At 72.5% G+C, this 17,982-nt stretch carries 16 protein-coding genes; 5 read left to right on the top strand and 11 right to left on the bottom strand.

Annotated elements, in window-relative coordinates; all coding sequences use genetic code 11:
* Positions 1-17: 17 nt before the first annotated feature.
* Positions 18-344, bottom strand: coding sequence for a ribbon-helix-helix domain-containing protein (locus JOE48_RS29255; RefSeq protein WP_210035240.1), 327 nt, complete (start codon positions 342-344; stop codon positions 18-20).
* A complete protein-coding gene (locus JOE48_RS29250; RefSeq protein WP_192709304.1) occupies positions 328-975 on the bottom strand; it encodes a ParA family protein in 648 nt (215 codons plus the stop codon). The genes JOE48_RS29255 and JOE48_RS29250 overlap by 17 nt, the downstream gene beginning before the upstream one ends.
* A 375-nt stretch (positions 976-1,350) precedes the next feature.
* Between JOE48_RS29250 and JOE48_RS29245 the strand changes: the two genes are divergently transcribed.
* The gene (locus JOE48_RS29245) at positions 1,351-1,911 is read left to right on the top strand and encodes a PAS domain-containing protein (RefSeq protein WP_210035238.1); all 561 of its coding nucleotides are present in this window, start codon (positions 1,351-1,353) and stop codon (positions 1,909-1,911) included.
* Positions 1,912-2,047: 136 nt separating this feature from the next.
* Here JOE48_RS29245 and JOE48_RS29240 read toward each other — a convergent pair whose 3' ends face one another.
* Genes JOE48_RS29240 through JOE48_RS29225 form a run of 4 tightly spaced genes read right to left on the bottom strand, consistent with a single transcriptional unit; the run spans position 2,048 to position 7,851 of the window.
* On the bottom strand, positions 2,048-3,718 hold the full coding sequence (locus tag JOE48_RS29240; protein ID WP_210035236.1) for a hypothetical protein: 1,671 nt from the start codon (positions 3,716-3,718) through the stop codon (positions 2,048-2,050).
* A complete protein-coding gene (locus JOE48_RS29235) occupies positions 3,715-5,277 on the bottom strand; it encodes an FAD-dependent oxidoreductase (protein ID WP_210035235.1) in 1,563 nt (520 codons plus the stop codon). Before JOE48_RS29235 ends, JOE48_RS29240 begins: the two co-directional genes overlap by 4 nt.
* A complete protein-coding gene (locus JOE48_RS29230) occupies positions 5,274-6,518 on the bottom strand; it encodes an NAD(P)-dependent oxidoreductase (RefSeq protein ID WP_210035233.1) in 1,245 nt (414 codons plus the stop codon). Before JOE48_RS29230 ends, JOE48_RS29235 begins: the two co-directional genes overlap by 4 nt.
* A gap of 1 nt (position 6,519) precedes the next feature.
* A complete protein-coding gene (locus tag JOE48_RS29225; RefSeq protein WP_312893395.1) occupies positions 6,520-7,851 on the bottom strand; it encodes a glycosyltransferase family 2 protein in 1,332 nt (443 codons plus the stop codon).
* A 145-nt stretch (positions 7,852-7,996) separates the two neighbouring features.
* Here JOE48_RS29225 and JOE48_RS29220 point away from each other — a divergent pair, with 145 nt between their 5' ends.
* The 3 genes from JOE48_RS29220 to JOE48_RS29210 all read left to right on the top strand — a co-directional run bounded on the left by JOE48_RS29220 (position 7,997) and on the right by JOE48_RS29210 (position 10,584).
* A complete protein-coding gene (locus JOE48_RS29220) occupies positions 7,997-9,043 on the top strand; it encodes a YihY/virulence factor BrkB family protein (RefSeq protein WP_210035209.1) in 1,047 nt (348 codons plus the stop codon).
* Positions 9,044-9,119: 76 nt separating this feature from the next.
* Positions 9,120-9,464, top strand: a complete 345-nt coding sequence (locus JOE48_RS29215) for a hypothetical protein (protein ID WP_409518623.1) — start codon at positions 9,120-9,122, stop codon at positions 9,462-9,464.
* Positions 9,465-9,540: 76 nt separating this feature from the next.
* A complete protein-coding gene (locus JOE48_RS29210; RefSeq protein WP_210035207.1) occupies positions 9,541-10,584 on the top strand; it encodes a fumarylacetoacetate hydrolase family protein in 1,044 nt (347 codons plus the stop codon).
* Positions 10,585-11,249: 665 nt separating this feature from the next.
* Here JOE48_RS29210 and urtE read toward each other — a convergent pair.
* The 5 genes from urtE to urtA all read right to left on the bottom strand — a co-directional run bounded on the left by urtE (position 11,250) and on the right by urtA (position 16,914).
* Positions 11,250-11,945: an urea ABC transporter ATP-binding subunit UrtE gene (gene urtE, locus JOE48_RS29205; RefSeq protein ID WP_210035205.1), complete on the bottom strand. Its 696-nt coding sequence runs from the start codon at positions 11,943-11,945 to the stop codon at positions 11,250-11,252.
* 2 nt (positions 11,946-11,947) lie between these two features.
* Positions 11,948-12,745, bottom strand: a complete 798-nt coding sequence (gene urtD, locus JOE48_RS29200) for an urea ABC transporter ATP-binding protein UrtD (RefSeq protein WP_210035203.1) — start codon at positions 12,743-12,745, stop codon at positions 11,948-11,950.
* Positions 12,742-13,896, bottom strand: coding sequence for an urea ABC transporter permease subunit UrtC (urtC, locus tag JOE48_RS29195; RefSeq protein WP_210035202.1), 1,155 nt, complete (start codon positions 13,894-13,896; stop codon positions 12,742-12,744). Before urtC ends, urtD begins: the two co-directional genes overlap by 4 nt.
* Positions 13,897-13,901: 5 nt before the next feature.
* Positions 13,902-15,473, bottom strand: a complete 1,572-nt coding sequence (gene urtB, locus JOE48_RS29190) for an urea ABC transporter permease subunit UrtB (protein WP_210035201.1) — start codon at positions 15,471-15,473, stop codon at positions 13,902-13,904.
* 145 nt (positions 15,474-15,618) lie between these two features.
* Positions 15,619-16,914, bottom strand: coding sequence for an urea ABC transporter substrate-binding protein (gene urtA, locus JOE48_RS29185; protein ID WP_210035200.1), 1,296 nt, complete (start codon positions 16,912-16,914; stop codon positions 15,619-15,621).
* A gap of 306 nt (positions 16,915-17,220) precedes the next feature.
* Here urtA and JOE48_RS29180 point away from each other — a divergent pair, with 306 nt between their 5' ends.
* Positions 17,221-17,907: a Crp/Fnr family transcriptional regulator gene (locus JOE48_RS29180; protein WP_210035199.1), complete on the top strand. Its 687-nt coding sequence runs from the start codon at positions 17,221-17,223 to the stop codon at positions 17,905-17,907.
* Positions 17,908-17,982 lie beyond the last annotated feature (75 nt).

Raw genomic sequence — 17,982 nt, 5'->3', positions numbered from 1 at the left:
GGGACCGCGAACCGCCCTCAGCGGCCCTGCGTGTCGGTCAGCTGCGCGATGGACCGGGCGCCGCGCTGCTTGAACAGCAGGTCGAGACCTTCCAGCAGGAGCGCGTGCATCTTGGTCCGCTCGGCATAGGCGAGATCCCGCAACTGATCGTAGACCGGCGGCTCCAGGTAGACCGACATCTGGCGGGCGCGCTGCTTGAGCGTGGAAGCCGGCTTCGGCGCCGGCGGCGCGAGGGCTAGCGCCACGATCTCGGCGCCCTGAAGCCGAATCGCCGGGGCGGATCTGGCCGGCGGGCTCGCCGAGGCGACGATGGCCGCGAGACTCAGCTTAGGCGGCTTGGACATTCTGACCCGTCCTCAGGGACTGCGTGCGGCGCTCGATCCAGGACCAGAGGCGGCGGACCTCCCCGGCGGCCTGGCCCTTGGGGTTGAACTCGGTGACGCCCTGGCCGAGGCCGATCGCGTCCTGATGGTCGGTGCGGGCGACGATGTTCACGTCGGGCAGGATGCCGAGCACCGCGAGCCCGTCCGCCGCGTCGCGGACCCGGTACGAGCGCGGCGGCGTCTGGTTCAGCACGAAGGCGAACTTCTTCTCCAGCCGGTAGACGGCCGCCAGCGTCGGCTTGAAGGCGCGCAGGTCCGCGGGCGTCGGCCGGCACGGGATGATGCAGAGATCCGCCGCGCGGATCGCCGACAGGGTGCCGGTGGAATCGACGCCCGGCGTATCGATGAACACGTAATCGTAGGCCGAGTCGCGCAGGCGCTCCATCACGGCGTCGATCTGCGTGGCGTCGATCTGGGCGACCTCCGGGCCGTCGGCCGTGCGGTGGTCGAGCCAGTCCGAGATCGTGGCCTGGCGGTCCATCTCCAGGATGCAGACCGTATGGCCCGCCTCCCGGGCGGCCACAGCCAGCGAGATGCACAGCGTGCTCTTGCCGCTGCCGCCCTTCTGCGTGACGAAGGTGATCGCTTTCATCCTGGGCGTCCTCCAGAAGGCCCCGTGACTCCGTCCGGGCGGCCGCGACTCCCGGTCGCTGCACCAACGGGATCAACCTCAGGTGACTGCGTGGCGGCGTGCCACGATCCTGTGACCCAAGGATGCTCCTGAGCACGGTGGGGCCGATATGGTTAACGGGGGGTTAAGAGGGCACCCTGCCGGGATTCCTGCCGGCTCGGGACAATCCTCCGCGACAGGTTCTTAAACTTCAGGTTAAGATTCCTGGCAGAGAATGGGTTAACAGCCTTCCCAGCGCCACCAGGATACCGTAGCGTGCTCGTAGGTGAGATGAGGAGCTTGCTGGAGGTGGAAACCTCAAGTTTAGAGATCTCGGACGTCTCGGCGAGGAATGGCATGGCCGAAGCCCCGATCCCGCAATCCGTCCTGGACGCCTCGGGCGTGGTCGGCACGTGGGTCCACGATTACTGGGCCGGACAGCTGGCCCTCTCGGCCTCCCTGGCGGCCCTGCTCGGCCTCGACCCGGAGGCGGCCGCGCGCGGCGTGTCCCTCGAAGCCTTCCTGGACCGCACCCATCCCGAGGACCGCATCCGGATCGAGAGCTACCTGCACGCGGTGGCCGAGACCGGCGGTCCCATGGAGGCCGAGTTCCGCACCCGGGACACCCGGACCGGCATCCGCACCCTTCTGATGCGCGGCCGGATCGAGCGCGATCCGGCCGGCCGGGCGATCCGGGGCCGCGGCATCGCCATCGACCGGACGGAGGAGCAGGCGGCCAATCTCGTGCAGAGCGAGCGCGTCGTGAACCGGATGGCGGAGCACATCATCGCCCTGCGCGATCTCGCCCGCGCCCTGCACCGGCCCGCGCTCACGAACCGCATCGAGCACCTGATGATCGAGATCGGCTTCGAACTCGCCCGCTTCCTGCCCGAGCCGGAGGACGAGCCGCGCCACTGAGGCGCCGGGCGCCGGCACCCGCGAGCAGAGCGCGGTTTTGGGCCCTGGGGTCGGTGGCCCCGCGCCACGGGGCAAGTCCTCTCCGCGTGGCCTTCGGTTCCGGAGACGGCTGCGCCCGCGTGTCGGGTGCCGCGCGTCAGCGCCGGTTCCCGGCCAGATCCGGACGCTCCGCGGCCGGACGGCGGACCAGCTGGAGGCTCATCCCGGCGCGTGCGAGGATCGGCGTGGCCGTGTAGCCGCGCTCCCGCAGAAGCGCCGCGGCCTGATCCGGAACGGTCGTGTCGGTGTAGAGCAGGAAATCGGGATGGGCGGCGAGGAACGCGTCCATCGGCCCGATCGGAAGCGCAGGATCGATCCCCGCCCAGCGCGCGACCTGATGATCGTTGGTGGGATCCGGGCTCCGGCTGAGGTCCGGGACCTGCAGGAAGGCCAGCCGGCTGCGCGTCGCCCCGTCGACCCCGTCGTAGATCTCGAAGAAGCGCAGCCCGTTGCCGGTCGCGATCGGCAGGCCCGGCGGGGCGCGGGTCGCGAGGTCGATCGCCGCCTCCCTGCGGAAGGTCCACGGCTTGCCCGCATTCCAGAGAAGGCCGGCGGCCGCGACCCCGATCAGGATGCAGGCGATGAGCCCGCTGCGCCGATGCGCGGCGACCCCCTGCGCGACCAGGAGGCTGACGCCCAGCACCGTCACGATCACGTAGCGGGCGTTGAACGTCCCGGTCACGACGGCCGCGAAGGCGAAGACCAGCAGGGGGACCGCGCAGGTGATTCCGGCGACGAGGCCGAGGCCGTCTCCCTGCGCGGCGCCGCGGCGGCCGGCGAGCAGCCGGACGCCGACCGCCACCAGCAGGATCACGAGGGGTGCCGGCGGCAGCAGATCGTCCCCGCCGGCCAGCTCGACATAGGTGGCGATCAGGCGCTCGATCGTCGGCCGCGCGTAGTAGTCCGGCGCGGCCGTGTCCCCATGGTTGTAGGCGCTCACCGCCCGCATGATCGGGAGCCAGAGCAGGAGCGAGGCCGCGGCGGCGAGAAGCGCCAGGACGATCGGCCACCGGATGCGCCGGTGACGGAGCATCCAGACGAGCTCCATCAGGCCCAGGGCGGCGGCCAGCAGGATCGCGTAGAAATGCATCCCCACGGCGAGCGCGAGCAGGAGCGCGATCCCGAGCGCGCGCCGGCCGGAGACGGGCCGCTCGGCCGGCCCGTCCCAGAGCGTGCAGGCCAGCGCGAAGCAGGCCGCCACGCCGGCATATTGCCGGGCCTGGATGGCGTAGGTGACCAGGGGGCCCGACAGGCAGAAGACCAGGGCGAGGCACGCCACCGGGAGGGTGAACCGCCGGCGCGCCAGCACGAAGGCGGCGAGCGCGACGGTGGCGATCGCCAGGATCGAGGGCAGGCGCAGGATCACGGGCTCGTCGAACCCGGCGGCCAGGATCGCCCGCAGCACAACATGGTAGAGCGGGGGCGAGAACTCGGCGCCCTGGCTCAGCGCGTCCCACACTGCCGCAACGCTGCCGCGCCGCGCCGTCCAGACCGCGAGGACCTCGTCCATCCAGTAGGGTTTCCGGGAGGCCGCGAGGGCGACCCAGAGATAGGCCAGGAACGCCGCGGCCGTCAGCCCGAGGGCGGTCCGGTCGATCCAGCGCGGCCCGCGCCCCGGCGAAAGCCCCGGCAAGAGACCCGGCAAGAGACCTGGCAAGAGACCCGGCAGGGCTGCGCCGTCCGTCCCGGCCCGGGTCGCCGGCGCCTCGGCTCGGGCCGGGAGCCCGGAGCGCCCGCGATCCGGCTGCAGGGGGAGCGCGCCGGTCATCGCGGGTCTTCGCCGGCCTGCGCACGCCGAGCGAGCGCGCGGCCGATCCGGTCGGCATTGGCCATGATGGTCAGGGTCGGGTGCGTGGCCGGCAGCGTCGGGAGGGCGGCGCCGTCGGCGATGTAGAGGCCCGGCGCACCGGCCAGCTCGCCCTCCGCCGTCGTGGCGGCCGGGCCGGCCCCGCTCATGCCTTCGCCCATGCCTCCGCTCATGCCTTCGCCCATGGGCAGCGTCCCCGCGTAATGCGCGTCCGCCCCGGGCTCCAGGATCGCGGTCGAGCCCGGCAGGGCCAGCGCGCCGGCGCGCCGCAGGGCGCGCCCGAGCCGGGACAGGTCCGCCCTGAGGCTCGCCGTGGCCTCGGCCGTCCGCTCGCCCCGGATCGACAGCCGGGTCGAACCGTCCTCCCGCGACACCGTCAGGGTGTTCCGGCTCTGCGCGCCGGGCCGGTAGCAGGTCGCCAGCAGCAGCGCCGGCGCGAGCGCCCGGGCCACGCGCAGGGCGAAGGGCCGCCCGACCGGCAGGCGCCCGGCCAGCATGTCGAGGGGGAGCGTGTCGGCGCCGTAGAGGACGCCCGCCGCGTCGCCCGCCCGGTAGAACACCTGCCCGAGGCCCAGGCCGCCCGCGGGCCGGTCGATCCCGACGAGGCGGGGCACCAGGAAGGCCGCCGCCGCCGCCGGGTTGCTGAGGAGCCGCACCGGTTGGTCGAACAGGCCGAGCCGCGCCAAGGCGAGCCCGGTCGTGGCGATCGTGCCGGCGGCGAGCACCACCCGGGGCGCCGTCACGGTCACGGCCCCGCCCCGCGTCTCGACACGGAGGCGGTGGCCCGCACCGTCGGCCTCGACGGCGCGGACCAGATGGCCGGGCCGATACGAAAGATTCGGCCGGCGGGTCAGGGCCGGCAGTTCCAGATCACTGGCGTAGATGCTGCCGCGGTCGCAGCCGTAGAGGCACAGCCCGCACAGATTGCAGGCCTGCCGGCCGTCGCGGGGCGCGTCCAGTACGGCGTTCGGGGCCGGCTCCAGACGTACGCCGTCCCGCCCGGGCCGCGAGGCGTGCCGCGCCAGGACGAACCGGGCCGCCGGGCTCGATGGCGGGGCGGGCCGGCCCAGCCCGATCCTGCGGGAGACGCGCGCGTAGGCGGCGTCGAGCTCGGCGGCGGGGAACGGCAGGCCGGCGCGCTCGGCGGCGGTGAACGGTGTCGCGAGCGCCCCCCAGATCGTCGAGAGGCCGCCGCGCCCGAGGGAGCCGGCGGCGAAGAAGCCGGCGGTCGAGAGCCCGATCCGATCCGGGAAGCCGGCGCGCGCGGCGCGCGCGCGGGGGGTGCCGAATTTCGGCGAGACGTCCGGCGGCGCCTCGACCGCCGCGAGGTCGGCGCCGAAGCGCGTCTTCCAATGGTCCGGATCGGCCCGGTGCCGGGCCGGGGCGAGGCCGGGGCCCGCGTCCGGCTCCGAGGCGTCGAGCAGGATGACGCGCAGGCCCGCCTCCGCCAGGGGCCACGCGGCGCTGACGCCCGCCGGCCCGCTGCCGACGACGACGACGTCGGCGTCCGGTGCCGTCATCGCAGCAGGGCGCGGGTGGCGCGGAACGGCAGCGCCAGGGCCTCGAGCGCGCCGTCGGCGGCGAGGCCGGCGAGCCGCCGCGCCCGGCCGTGCCGGCCGAGCGCCGCCTCGCCGGCGGGGCTCGCCTCGACGAGCCGCATGGCGAGGGCGAGGCGCCGGGCGAGCGGCGCGTTCCGGTCGAGGGGCTCGATGAAGCGCAGCAGCCCCGGCGCGGCCCGGACCGGCAGGGGCAGCGCCAGCGGCGGGACCGCGCCGTCGCGGGTCAGGGCCCGCACGTAGCGCCGGACGAGGGCGCCGCCCGGCCGCGCGCGCAGGACGTAGCGCTCCAGGATCCGGCCCTCTTCCAGGAGCGCCCTGCGGGTGGCGGGTTCGCCGAGGAGGCCGTCCGCGAGCGGGCGGACCTGCAGCCCGAGGCGCGCCAGATCGGCTGCGGTCGGCATCGGCCGCGTGCCGGCGAGGCCGAGGATGCGTTCCCGGTCGATCCGGGGGCCGAACGGGATCGCGTTCAGCGCCGCGCAGCCGAGGAGCGCGAGGCGCAGCGGGATCGGCACGATCGTGGGCCGCCGGCCGCCGGTGCCGAGAGCCAGCGTGGTCAGCACGGCCCCGAACGTGACCGGGACCGGGCCGGCGAGGCCGACGGCACCGCAAAGCGGCCCGTCGAGGCCGAGCAGGAGGCCGCGCGCGACCTCCGCCCGGTGGATCGGCTGGACGCGCGTGCCGGGGGCGACCATCGGGATCACCGGCAGCCGCGCGAGGCGCCGGAGGAGGCCGTACATCGCCATCGGCGGGCCGCCGTAGACCAGGCCGATCCGCAGGGAGAGCTCGCCGGGGGCGTCGAACAGCTGCTCGATCGCCCATTTCGCGCGCCCGTAGGCGTTGGGCGCGTCGGGCCGGGCCGATTGCGAGGACGCGAACACGATCCGGCGGAGGCCGAGGGCCCGCGCCCCGTCCCGGAGCAGGCGGGTGCCCGCGCGGTTGCGGTCGTCCCCCGGCGCCCGCTCGCGCCAGTCATGGGCGAGGTGGACCAGCGCCTGGCGGTCCGGCGGCAGGGCCGGGTCGAGGCAGGCGGGCGGCAGGGGCTCCCCGAGGCTCCAGGGCACGATCCGGAGGCCGGCCGGCAGCCCGTGCGACCCGCGCCCGAGCGCCGTGACGGCGCGTCCCTCGGCGAGCGCGGCGGCGACGAGGCCGCGGCCGACATAGCCGCTCGCCCCGGTGACGATCAGGTGCCGGATCTCCGCCATGCTAGGCCTCGGCCGCCCCGATCGCCGCGTGCAGGCCCGCCAGGCGGGCGCGGGCATCGCCGCCGGGCAGCTCGAGGATGCCGAGCAGGAAGGCCGAGAAGGCCAGCTGCACCGAAGCCGCCACCGAGCAGGCCGAGAGGATCAGCGGCCGCAGCAGCGCGCCGCCGGCGAGCTCGCCGAAGCCCGTGCGGCTCCAGGCGAGGACCGACCACCCGATCCCGGCACCGCCGGCCGCCAGGAGCAGGAAGGCGGCGATGAGCAGGGTCTCGAGGCTCAGCGCGCCGAGCACGCGGCCGTGGCGGCCGCCGGGCAGCAGCCCCTGCCGTGCGGCGTAGCGCCGGGCGATCATGCCGAAGGTGACGATCTGGATGCCGACGAGCATCGCCACGCAGGCGACCACGAAGGTGTGGATGTCGAGCGACAGGTGCGGGCCGAGGTGGCGCGGGCCGCCGAGCAGCGCCAGGGCGGGGATCGCGCCGCCGAGGAACAGCGCCAGGCCGGGATAGAGGAACATCCAGCGCGGGCTGTGCAGGAGCAGGAAGCGCAGGTGCCGCCAGCCGTCGCGCCACGTGCGCAGGTGCGGCGGCCGGCTGCGCCCGTCCTTGCGCAGGGTGGTGGGCACCTCCCGGATCACCAGGCCCGAAAGGCTCGCCCGGACGACCATCTCGCTGGCGAATTCCATGCCGGTGGTTCGCAGGCCGAGCCCGAGGATCCGGGCGCGGTCGAACCCGCGCAGGCCGCAATGGAAGTCGCGCACCGGGCTCCGGAACAGCAGGCGGCCGATCGCGGTCAGGACCGGGTTGCCGAGGTAGCGGTGCAGGAACGGCATCGCGCCGGCCCCGATGCCGCCGCGGAAGCGGTTGCCCATCACCAGGTCGGCGCCGGCCCGCAGCTCGGTCACGAAGGCGTCGAGGTTGCGCAGGTCGTAGCTGTCGTCGGCGTCGCCCATGATGACGTAGCGCCCGCGCGCCGCCGCGATGCCGCCGGCCAGGGCGCCGCCGTAGCCGCGCACCGCGACCGGGATGACCCGGGCGCCGAGCGCCGCCGCGATGGCCTGAGAGCCGTCGGTGCTGCCGTTGTCGGCGACCAGCACCTCGCCCGCCACCCCGGATTCCGCGAGATAGGCCAGGGCGTGGCGGATGCAGGCCGCCAGCGTCTCCGCCTCGTTGAGGCAGGGGATCAGGATCGTCAGCAGGCAATCCGGGCCCGGCGCCGCGCGGCCGGTTCCGGTCGCCGCGCCGAAGCGCGCGGCGGGGTCGTGGGCGCGTGCGTGGGACAAGCGCGGCGTCTCGATGGTCTCGGGCGCCCGGGCGGGGCGGGCCTTCCGGGCCACGAGGAAGCGCCAAGAGGCTTAACAGGCGGTTCACGGGCGCAGGCGGTGCGCCTGTCTCGGCGCGCCGACAGCCGCGGCCGCGTCTGTTGGCGCGCCGCCAATCCGCGTCATACTGCGCGCCGGGAAACGCCGCGCAGGATCACTCGTGAGGCCGGACGAGACTCAGGACGAGGATGCGGGCGAGGATTGGCGCTCCGTCGGCACGCGGCGGCCCGATCCGGGTGACGCCCGCCGCTCCGCGCGCGAGCCCGGCCGCGGGCGTGACGCCGACGATCCCGCCGAGATCCCGGCCCCGGGGTGGCGGGACATCCTCTGGCGCGTCCTGCGCGCCGTGCCGCGCGACCGCCTGCTCGCCACGGCGGGGGGCGTCGCGTTCTTCGCCCTGCTGTCGACCTTCCCGGCGCTCGCCACCATCGTGTCGGTCTACGGCCTGTTCTCGGACCCGCACGTCATCAGCCAGCACGTGAGCCTGCTCGCGGGCGTGCTGCCCAACGATGTCCTCGCGCTCCTGTCCGACCAGCTGGTCCGGATCGCCAGGCAGGGTACCGGCGCCCTCGGCACGGCCTCGCTCGCGAGCGTCGCGATCGCGTTCTGGAGCGCCAATTCGGGGGTGAGCGCCCTCTTCGACGCGCTCAACGTGATCTACAAGGAGCGCGAGAAGCGCTCGCTGGTCCGGCTCTACGCCACGACGCTCCTGTTCACGCTCACCGGGATCCTGTTCGCCCTCACGGCCACCGGCATGGTGGTGATCCTGCCGATCGTCCTCGACCGGCTCGGCCTCGGCGTGCTGACCGACGTGACGCTGCGCATCGTCCGCTGGCCCGGGCTTTTGCTCCTCGTCGGTTTCGGCCTGGCCCTGACCTACCGCTACGGTCCGAGCCGGCGCGAGGCCAAATGGCGCTGGGTGAGCTGGGGCGGCGTCGCCGCCTCCGTCTCGTGGGTCTGCGCCTCCGTCTCCTTCTCCTGGTACGTGGCCAGCTTCGACAGCTACAACAGGGTCTACGGCTCGCTCGGCGCGGCCGTCGGCTACATGACGTGGATCTGGCTCTCGGTCGTCATCGTGCTGCTCGGGGCCGAGCTGAACGCCGAGATCGAGCGACAGACGGCGCGCGACAGCACGACGGGGCGGCCGAGGCCGCTCGGAGCCCGGGAGGCCTACGCGGCCGACACCCTCGGGCCGGCGGAGCGCTGAGCCGGGACGGCGCGGCCGAACCGGCGGCGGTCTCGGAGTGTTGATGCCCCGTCAGCGTGACCGTTCGAAGGGACCCATGATGGACCGCCCCCGCCGTGTCGGCCTGCCCTGGTATGAACCGGACCGCTACGCGGCGTTGCGGGCGAGCCTCGCGGACGGCGACAAGCTGCCCCCGCTCTACGAGACGTGGCGCGTCGCCACCGAGCAGATGGAGCGGGAGGTCCAGCGCAGCGGCGTCTCGGTCGTGCGCGTCCCGATCGCGCCGGATGCCTTCGCGGATTGGTGCGCCCGGGCCGGGCTGTCGCCGGACGCGGCGGCCCGTGCGCGCTACGCGGCCGAGGCGCTCGCGGGCGACGCGCCGGCCAAACCGCGCGGCCCGGTCACGTGTTCTCGATCCGCGTCCCGCCGCCCTGCCCCGTAATTGCATTTTGAATGCAGGCGTTCGAAGCTTCGCCCGCACCGCCGCGTCGAAGGGCGGGCGTGGAGGCGAGCGATCCATGAGCACCCGGCGTGATTTCCTGCACCTGTCCGCGGCCGCGACGGCCGCCGGTGCCCTGGTCGGGCCGGCCCTTGCCCAGGCCCCGGCGCAGGATCCCGCCTCCGGCCCGGGGCGTCCGATCCCGCCGGCCGGCGGCGACGCGCTCCGCCTCGTCACCTTCCGGCCCGACGCGGGCAGCGCGCCGCGCCTCGGCGCCGTGCGCGCGGACGGGCGCGTCGTCGACCTGTCGCGCGGCGGCGCGCAGGGCTTCGACCCGACCCGGATGGTCTCGCTCATCGAGGCGGGCCCCGCCGCCCTCGCGGCCGTCCGCCAGGCTGCGGCCTCGGGTGACGGCCCGCCGGTCGAGACCGTGCGGCTGCTGGCGCCGATCCCCGCGCCGACGCGCAACATCTACGCGGTCGGCTGGAACTACCTGGAGCATTTCGCGGAAGGGCAGGCGGTCCGCGGCACGAACGCCGAGTACCCGGCGCATCCGGTGTTCTTCACCAAGGGCGTGAACACCGTGAACGGGCCCTACGACCCGATCCCGTACGACCCGGAGGTCTCGACCGCGATCGACTGGGAGGTCGAGCTCGCCGTGATCATCGGCACGGCCGGCCGCAACATCAAGGAAGCCGACGCGATGGGCCACGTCTTCGGCTACAGCGTCATCAACGACACCACCGCCCGCGACATGCAGATCAAGCTCCACGGCGGCCAGTGGTTCAAGGGCAAGAGCCTGGACGGCTACGGCCCGATCGGCCCCTGGATCGTGCCGGCCTCCGATCTCGATCCGGGCGACCTGCACCTGATCACGCGGGTCAACGGCGTGGTGAAGCAGGATGCCTCGACCCAGCAGATGTACTTCAAGGTCGCCCGCATCATCGCCGAGCTGTCGCGGGGGCTCACCCTCGTGCCCGGCGACATCATCGCCACCGGCACGCCGCCCGGCATCGGCAACGCGCGCAAGCCGCCGGAATTCCTCAAGCCGGGCGACGTCATGGAGACCGAGATCGTCGGCCTCGGCACCCTGCGCAACGTGATCCAGGCGGTCCCCGCCTGAGTCGCCCCCGCCCGAGTCGCCCCCGCCTGAGCCGCGGACGCCCACTAGGCGTCGCAGCCGATCCGGTCCCCCCGGTCGGCCGCACCCGCGCGGTGATCGCGTGAGGCGCGGCATCGGCGGGATTGCTTCGCTGCCCCCCAGGACGCTCGCGGTCCGGCCGCGGTCCGGCCGCGCAGGCCGGATCGGACCCGGGCCGCGAACACGTCCCGTCAGGCCTGATCCACGGGGTCCGGGACGGGGCGGTTCGCGGTGTCTCGGCGGGCCGCTCGGGCCAGGGCAATCAGCTCGGCGGCCTTCCGCTCACCGCCGGCGCCGACCAGCAGCAGGCCCGGCGGGACCGTCCGGATCCGGGGCTGCGCGGACGGCTCCGGCCAACGGCCGGCCCTTCGATCGGGGACGGTCACCCTGAGCCCGCGATTCCCACTCAGCGGGAACCGCTTCGCGGACGGGGCCGCGGCACGGCGATCGTGACCAGCTCGCCGGTGATCGGATCGAGGATCGTCATGGGCGCTCCTGTATTGAGGGGCTATTGCGATCCCGAATTGTGGTTTAACCTTGGCAGATAAGCGCGAAATGGGACGTTTTCGACAGAGATGTATCTGAAGGTGGATGACGATTTCTGAATACGCGTCGGCCCGGGGCATCGCCCGGCGCATGGTCCGGCCCTACACCGACATCCACCGGAGCACGTCGGCCTCGACCATCCCGGCCCGGGGCCCGGCCAGAACCACCTGCCCGCGATCCATCACCGCGTAGGAATCGCAGAGGTCGCGGGCCCACTCGAAATACTGCTCGACCAGCACGATTCCCATCTCGCCCTTGCCGCGCAGGTAGGTGATCGCCCGGCCGATATCCTTGATGATCGAGGGCTGGATACCCTCGGTCGGCTCGTCGAGCACGAGGAGCTTCGGCCGCGTCACCAGCGCCCGGCCGATGGCGAGCTGCTGCTGCTGGCCGCCCGAGAGGTCGCCGCCGCGCCGGTGCAGCATGTCCTTGAGCACCGGGAACAGGTCGTAGATCTCCCCGGGAATGTGGCGGTCGCGGCGCTTGAGCGGCGCGAAGCCGGTCTCGAGGTTCTCCTTCACGGTGAGCAGCGGGAAGATCTCGCGGCCCTGGGGCACGAAGGCGATCCCGGCGCGCGCCCGGTCGTAGGGGGCGAGACCCTGGATCGGTCGGCCGTCGAGGCGGATCGCGCCGGAGCGCACCGGCTGCTGGCCGACGATCGCCCGCAGCAGCGAGGTCTTGCCGACGCCGTTGCGGCCCAGCACCGTCGTGACCTGCCCGGCCTCGGCCGTGAGGGAGACGCCGCGCAGCGCCTGCGCGGCGCCGTAATAGAGGTCGATGCCGTCGACGGAGAGCATGGTCATCGTCCCAGATACACCTCGACCACCCGCGGGTCGGCCGAGACCGCGTCGATCGAGCCCTCGGCCAGCACCGCGCCCTCGTGCAGGCAGGTGACCCGGCAGCCGAGGTCGCGGACGAAGTGCATGTCGTGCTCGACCACCAGGACGGCGTGGTCGCCGGCGATCCGGCGGAGCAGGCGGGCGGTCTCGGCGGTCTCGGCGTCGGTCATGCCGGCCACGGGCTCGTCGACCAGCAGGAGCTTGGGGTCCTGCGCGAGCAGCATGCCGATCTCCAGCCACTGCTTCTGGCCGTGGCTGAGATCGGCCGCCGGGCGGCCGCGATCGGCCAGCAGGCCGACGGTCTCCAAGAGGGCGTCGATCCGCGCGGCCTCCACCCGGTTGCGCCAGCCGAACAGGGACGCGAAGGCGGCGCGTGGGCCCGTCAGCGCCAGCAGGATGTTGTCGGCCACCGTGTGGCTCTCGAACACGGTCGGCTTCTGGAACTTGCGGCCGATGCCGAGGTCGGCGATCGCCGGCTCGTCGCTCTTCAGGAGGTCGTGGGTGCCGTCGAACAGCGCGATGCCGCTGTCCGGCCGGGTCTTGCCGGTGATGCAATCCATCATGGTGGTCTTGCCGGCGCCGTTCGGGCCGATGATCGCCCGCAACTCGCCGCGGGCCAGCGTCAGCGACAGGCCGCGCAGGGCCTTGTAGCCGTCGAAGGTCACCCGCAGGTCGTCGACGTAGAGCAGCGCGTCCGTCTCGCGCTTCCGGTTGGCGGGGCCGCGTGTGTCCGGGCGCTCAACGAGGTCGGTGCTCACGAGCCCTGCCCTTCTTCCGCGAGTTTGGGGGCGATCTCGGGCTCCGGCGGCAGCTTGGCGGCCGCGCGCCGGCTACCGAACCGCTCGATCGCGGTGCCGACGAGGCCGCGCGGCAGGAACAGCGTCACGACCACGAACAGGCCGCCGAGCGCGAACAGCCACGCGTCGGGCATCACGCCGGTGAGCACGGTCTTGGCGTAGTTGACCAGCACGGCGCCGAGCGCCGCGCCGACCAGCGTGCCGCGCCCGCCCACCGCCACCCAGATCACGGTCTCGATGGAATTGGTGGGGGCGAATTCCCCCGGGTTGATGATGCCGACCTGCGGCACGTAGAGGGCGCCGGCGACGCCCGCCATCATGGCCGAGACCGTGAAGGCCAGCGTCTTGAAGTGCTCCGGCCGGTAGCCGAGGAAGCGGGTGCGGCTCTCGGCGTCGCGCACGGCGATCAGGATCTTTCCGTAGGCCGAGACCGTCATGACCCGGGCGATCAGGTAGCCGAGCGCCAGCGCGATGCCGGTGGCGACGAAGATGCCCACCCGGAAAGTCTGGGCCTGAACCGAGAGCCCCAAGAAGTCCTTGAAGTCGGTCAGCCCGTTGTTGCCGCCCAGCCCCATGTCGTTGCGGAAGAAGGCGAGCATCAGCGCGTAGGTCAGCGCCTGGGTGATGATCGACAGGTAGACGCCGGTCACCCGCGACCGGAAGGCGAGCCAGCCGAACACGAAGGCGAGCAGGCCCGGCACCAGCAGCACCATCAGGGCCGCGAAGGCGAAATGGTCGAAGCCGTACCAGTACCAGGGCAGCGCCTTGTAGTTCAGGAACACCATGAAGTCGGGCAGGACCGGGTTGCCGTAGACGCCCCGGGCGCCGATCTGGCGCATCAGGTACATGCCCATCGCGTAGCCGCCGAGCGCGAAGAACGCCCCGTGGCCGAGCGAGAGGATGCCGCAATAGCCCCAGACGAGGTCGAGGCTGACCGCGAGCAGCGCGTAGGCGAGGTATTTTCCGAACAGCGCGACGAGGTAGGTCGGCAGGTGCAGGCCGGAGCCCTCCGGCACCGCGAGGTTCAGCACCGGCACGGCGCCGCAGAAGGCGGCCAGGACGGCGAGGAAGATCCAGCCCTTCAGGTCGATGAGGGGGGTGCGGGGCGGCATGGGGCTCACGATTCCACCGCCCGGCCCTTGAGCGCGAACAGGCCGCGCGGGCGCTTCTGGATGAACAGGATGATGAAGATCAGCAGGCCGATCTTGGCCAGGACCGCGCCGATATACGGCTCGGCGAGCTTGTTCACGACGCCGAGCGTCAGCGCCGCCACCAGCGTTCCCCAGAGGTTGCCGACGCCGCCGAACACCACCACGAGGAACGAGTCGATGATGTAGCCCTGGCCGAGATTGGGCGAGACGTTGTCGATCTGCGACAGCGCCACCCCGGCGATCCCCGCGATGCCGGAGCCGAGCCCGAAGGTCAGCGCGTCGACGTAGGGCGTGCGGATGCCCATCGCGGCGGCCATGCGGCGGTTCTGGGTGACCGCCCGGGTCTTCAGGCCGAACGACGTCTTCCGCAGCACGAACAGGAGGCCCAGGAACACCGCCATCGCGAACACGATGATCCACATCCGGCCCCAGGTGATCGACAGGCCGTAGAAATCGAAGGCGCCGCTCATGAAGGCCGGGGCGCCGACCTCGCGGTTGGTCGGGCCGAAGAGCGAGCGCACGCCCTGCTGCAGCACGAGGCTGACCCCGAAGGTGGCGAGCAGGGTCTCCAGCGGGCGCCCGTACAGGAAGCGGATGATGAACCGCTCGATCAGCACGCCCATCAGCCCGGCGACCAGGAACGCGCAGGGGATGCTGATCGCGAGCGACCAGCCGAACAGGGACGGCGCCTTGGTGCGGATCAGCTCCTGCACGCCGTAGGTCGTGTAGGCGCCGAGCATCACCATCTCGCCGTGGGCCATGTTGATCACGCCCATCACCCCGAAGGTGATGGCGAGCCCGATGGCGGCGAGCAGCAGGACCGAGCCGAGCGAGATCCCGTACCAGACGTTCTGGAGGGCACCGACGACCGCGAGCCGCGTCTCGATCGCCGCGATGCCGCGGGCGGCGGCGGCGCGGACCGCCTCGCTCGGATCCGCCGCAAGACCGCGCAGGATGCCCATCGCGTCGCCATCGCCCCGGGCCTGGAGGGCGGGAATTGCGGCGATCCGGTCGGATTCCGCGGTGCCGGGCCTGGCGAGCAGCAATGCGGCGCGCGCCTCGGTGAGAGCCTGCCGGACGCCCGGATTGGTCTCGCGGGCCAGGGCCGCGTCGAGGGCGGGCAGCGCGGCCGCGTCGCGCGCCTTGAACACCGCGTCGGCGGCGGCGCGGCGCCTGGCCGGATCGGGGCTCGCGAGGTCGAGCTGCCCGCGGGCGGCCTCGATCGACCGGCGGACCCGGTTGTTGGCGCGCACCGGCCTGAGGTCGGGGCTGTCGGCCACGGCTGAGCCGGTCCTCGCATCCACGACCGTGCCGCCCTGCCGGATCAGCAGGGTCTTGTCCGGGCCCACCAGCAGGCGGCCGTCCGACAGGGCCGCGAGGATCGCGTCGGCGCGCGGGTCGCCGCTCGCCGCGAGGCCGGAGACGCCGGCCTCGATCTCGGCATAGCCGTCCCCGGCGAGCTGGCCGTAGGGATCGGGCGCCTGGGCCAGCGCGGGGGCGGCCAGCAGCAGGACGAGGAAGGTGAGGAGACGGAGCATGGCACTCCTGGCGCGGCCGAACTCTCCTCCCCCTTGCGGGGAGGAGCCGGATGTGGGGGTGGTGCAGGATCGAGCGGTCGGGTGCCTTCTGAACCAACCCCACCCCTAACCCCTCCCCACAGGGGGAGAGGGGATGCGCAGCGCCTCAGGCGCCGCCGCAGCTCTTGGTCTTGGTGTTGTAGTTGCCGCACTTGAGCTTGACCCAGTCGGCCTCGAGGTCCTTCGAGCCCTCGAGCTGCTTCGACCACGCCTCGCCGGGGATCAGCTTGTCGGTCTTCCAGACCACGTCGAACTGGCCGTTCGCCTCGATCTCGCCGATGAAGACCGGCTTGGTGATGTGGTGGTTCGGCAGCATCGTCGCGGTGCCGCCCGTGAGGTTCTTCTGCTCGATGCCGGGCAGCGCGTCGATCACCTTGTCGGGATCGGTGGTGCCGGCCTTCTCGACCGCCTTCACCCACATGTTGAAGCCGATATAGTGGGCCTCCATCGGGTCGTTGGTGACGGCCTTGGGGTTCTTCCGGAACGCCTGCCACTTCTTGATGAAGGCCTCGTTCTCCGGCGTCTTGATCGACTCGAAGTAGTTCCAGGCGGCGAGGTGGCCGGTGAGCGGCTTGGCGTCGATGCCGGCGAGCTCCTCCTCGCCCACCGAGAAGGCCACGACCGGGATGTCGGTCGCCTTGATGCCCTGGTTGCCGAGCTCCTTGTAGAACGGCACGTTGGCGTCGCCGTTGATGGTCGAGACCACGGCGGTCTTCTTGCCGGCCGAGCCGAACGCCTTGATCTTCGAGACCTCGGTCTGCCAGTCCGAGAAGCCGAACGGCGTGTAGTTGATCAGGATGTCCTCGTCCTTGACGCCCTTCGCTTTGAGGTAGGCTTCGAGGATCTTGTTGGTGGTGCGCGGGTAGACGTAGTCGGTCCCCTCCAGCACCCAGCGCTTGGCGCCGCCGCCATCCTCCGACATCAGGTAATCGACCGCCGGGATCGCCTGCTGGTTCGGGGCGGCCCCGGTATAGAACACGTTGCGCTCGCTCTCCTCCCCCTCGTACTGGACGGGGTAGAACAGGATGTTGTCGAGTTCCTTGAAGACCGGCAGCACGGACTTGCGCGACACGCTGGTCCAGCAGCCGAACACGGCCGCGACCTTGTCCTTGCTGATCAGCTCCCGAGCCTTCTCGGCGAAGAGCGGCCAGTTCGAGGCCGGATCGACCACCACCGGCTCCAGCTTCTTGCCGAGCACGCCGCCCTTGGCGTTCTGCTCGGCGATCAGCATCAGCATCGCGTCCTTGAGGGTGGTCTCGGAGATCGCCATCGTGCCCGAGAGCGAGTGCAGGATGCCGACCTTGATGGTCTCCTGGGCCCGTGCGGCCCCCGCCCCGAGGGCGCCCAGCGCGAGTCCGGCGGCCAAAGCGGCGGCCGGGCCCCAAGTTCCAAATGCTTTCACGGCGGTGCCCTTCGTCGTCTTCGTTGAGACGAGGCGGCCACGCAATTCATGTGCCACATATTTAGGCAGTCGCCGCCGTGCGACCGTTCCGCGGACCGGCAATTGCCTGTCCCGGCGGCGCCGGTCGGTCCGAATCCAGGTCCGCGGGCGCCGCGGAACCCGCATCCGGTCGGATCGGCGCGTGAAAACTAATCTCCTACATACTGGTCTTGCGTCCGGTGTGAGACAATGGCGATCATCCGTCGGATCCTCGGGCGCGGGTGACTGGGAGATCGCCCGTGCTCCTGCCCGGACCGGGAGCAGCCCATGGCCCAGCCGCAGCAATCTGCCGTTCGCAACCGTCTGCTCGCTGCCCTGACGCCGGAGGATTTCAGCCGTCTCGCCTCCCGGCTCGAGCCGGTCCCGCTGCCGCTGCACGAGGTGCTGATCGCGCCCCAGCAGGCGATCGCGCAGGCCTACTTCGTCGAGGAGGGGATCGTGTCCCTCGTGGCCGACACACGCGAGGGCCGCATCGAGGTCGGCCTCACCGGACGGGAGGGCTTCGTCGGCGTGCCGATCGCGCTCGGCGCCCAGACCACGCCCCACACGGCGATCGTGCAGGCCAGCGGCGAGGCTCTGCGCATCGCGGCGGGCGCGCTGGAGGACGCCCTCGACGCGAGCGCCGGCCTGCGCCGGGTGCTCGGCCGCTACGTGCAGAGCCTGCTCGTGCAGGTGGGGCAGACCGTCTACGCCAATGCCGACCTGACCGTCGAGGCGCGGCTCGCCCGGTGGATCCTCATGACCCACGACCGCCTGGAGCAGGACGAGTTGCCCCTGACCCACGAGGTGCTCTCGAAGATGCTCGGCGTGCGCCGGCCCACCGTGACGACCGCGACCCACCTGCTCGAAGGCGCCGGCATGATCCGGGCGCGGCGCGGGCGCATCACGGTGGTCGACCGCGAGAAGCTGGAGGATCTGGCGGGCGCCATCTACGGTCCCGCGGGGGCCGTCTAGCGGGCTCCGCCGAACCGGTGACCCGTGCGGCGGAAAACGCCCTGGGGACGCCGACGCGTGCCCGCGCGGGCGCGC

This window comes from Methylobacterium sp. PvR107, from assembly GCF_017833295.1.
Taxonomy (GTDB): domain Bacteria; phylum Pseudomonadota; class Alphaproteobacteria; order Rhizobiales; family Beijerinckiaceae; genus Methylobacterium.
This window is presented reverse-complemented; position numbering and strand designations above follow the sequence as displayed.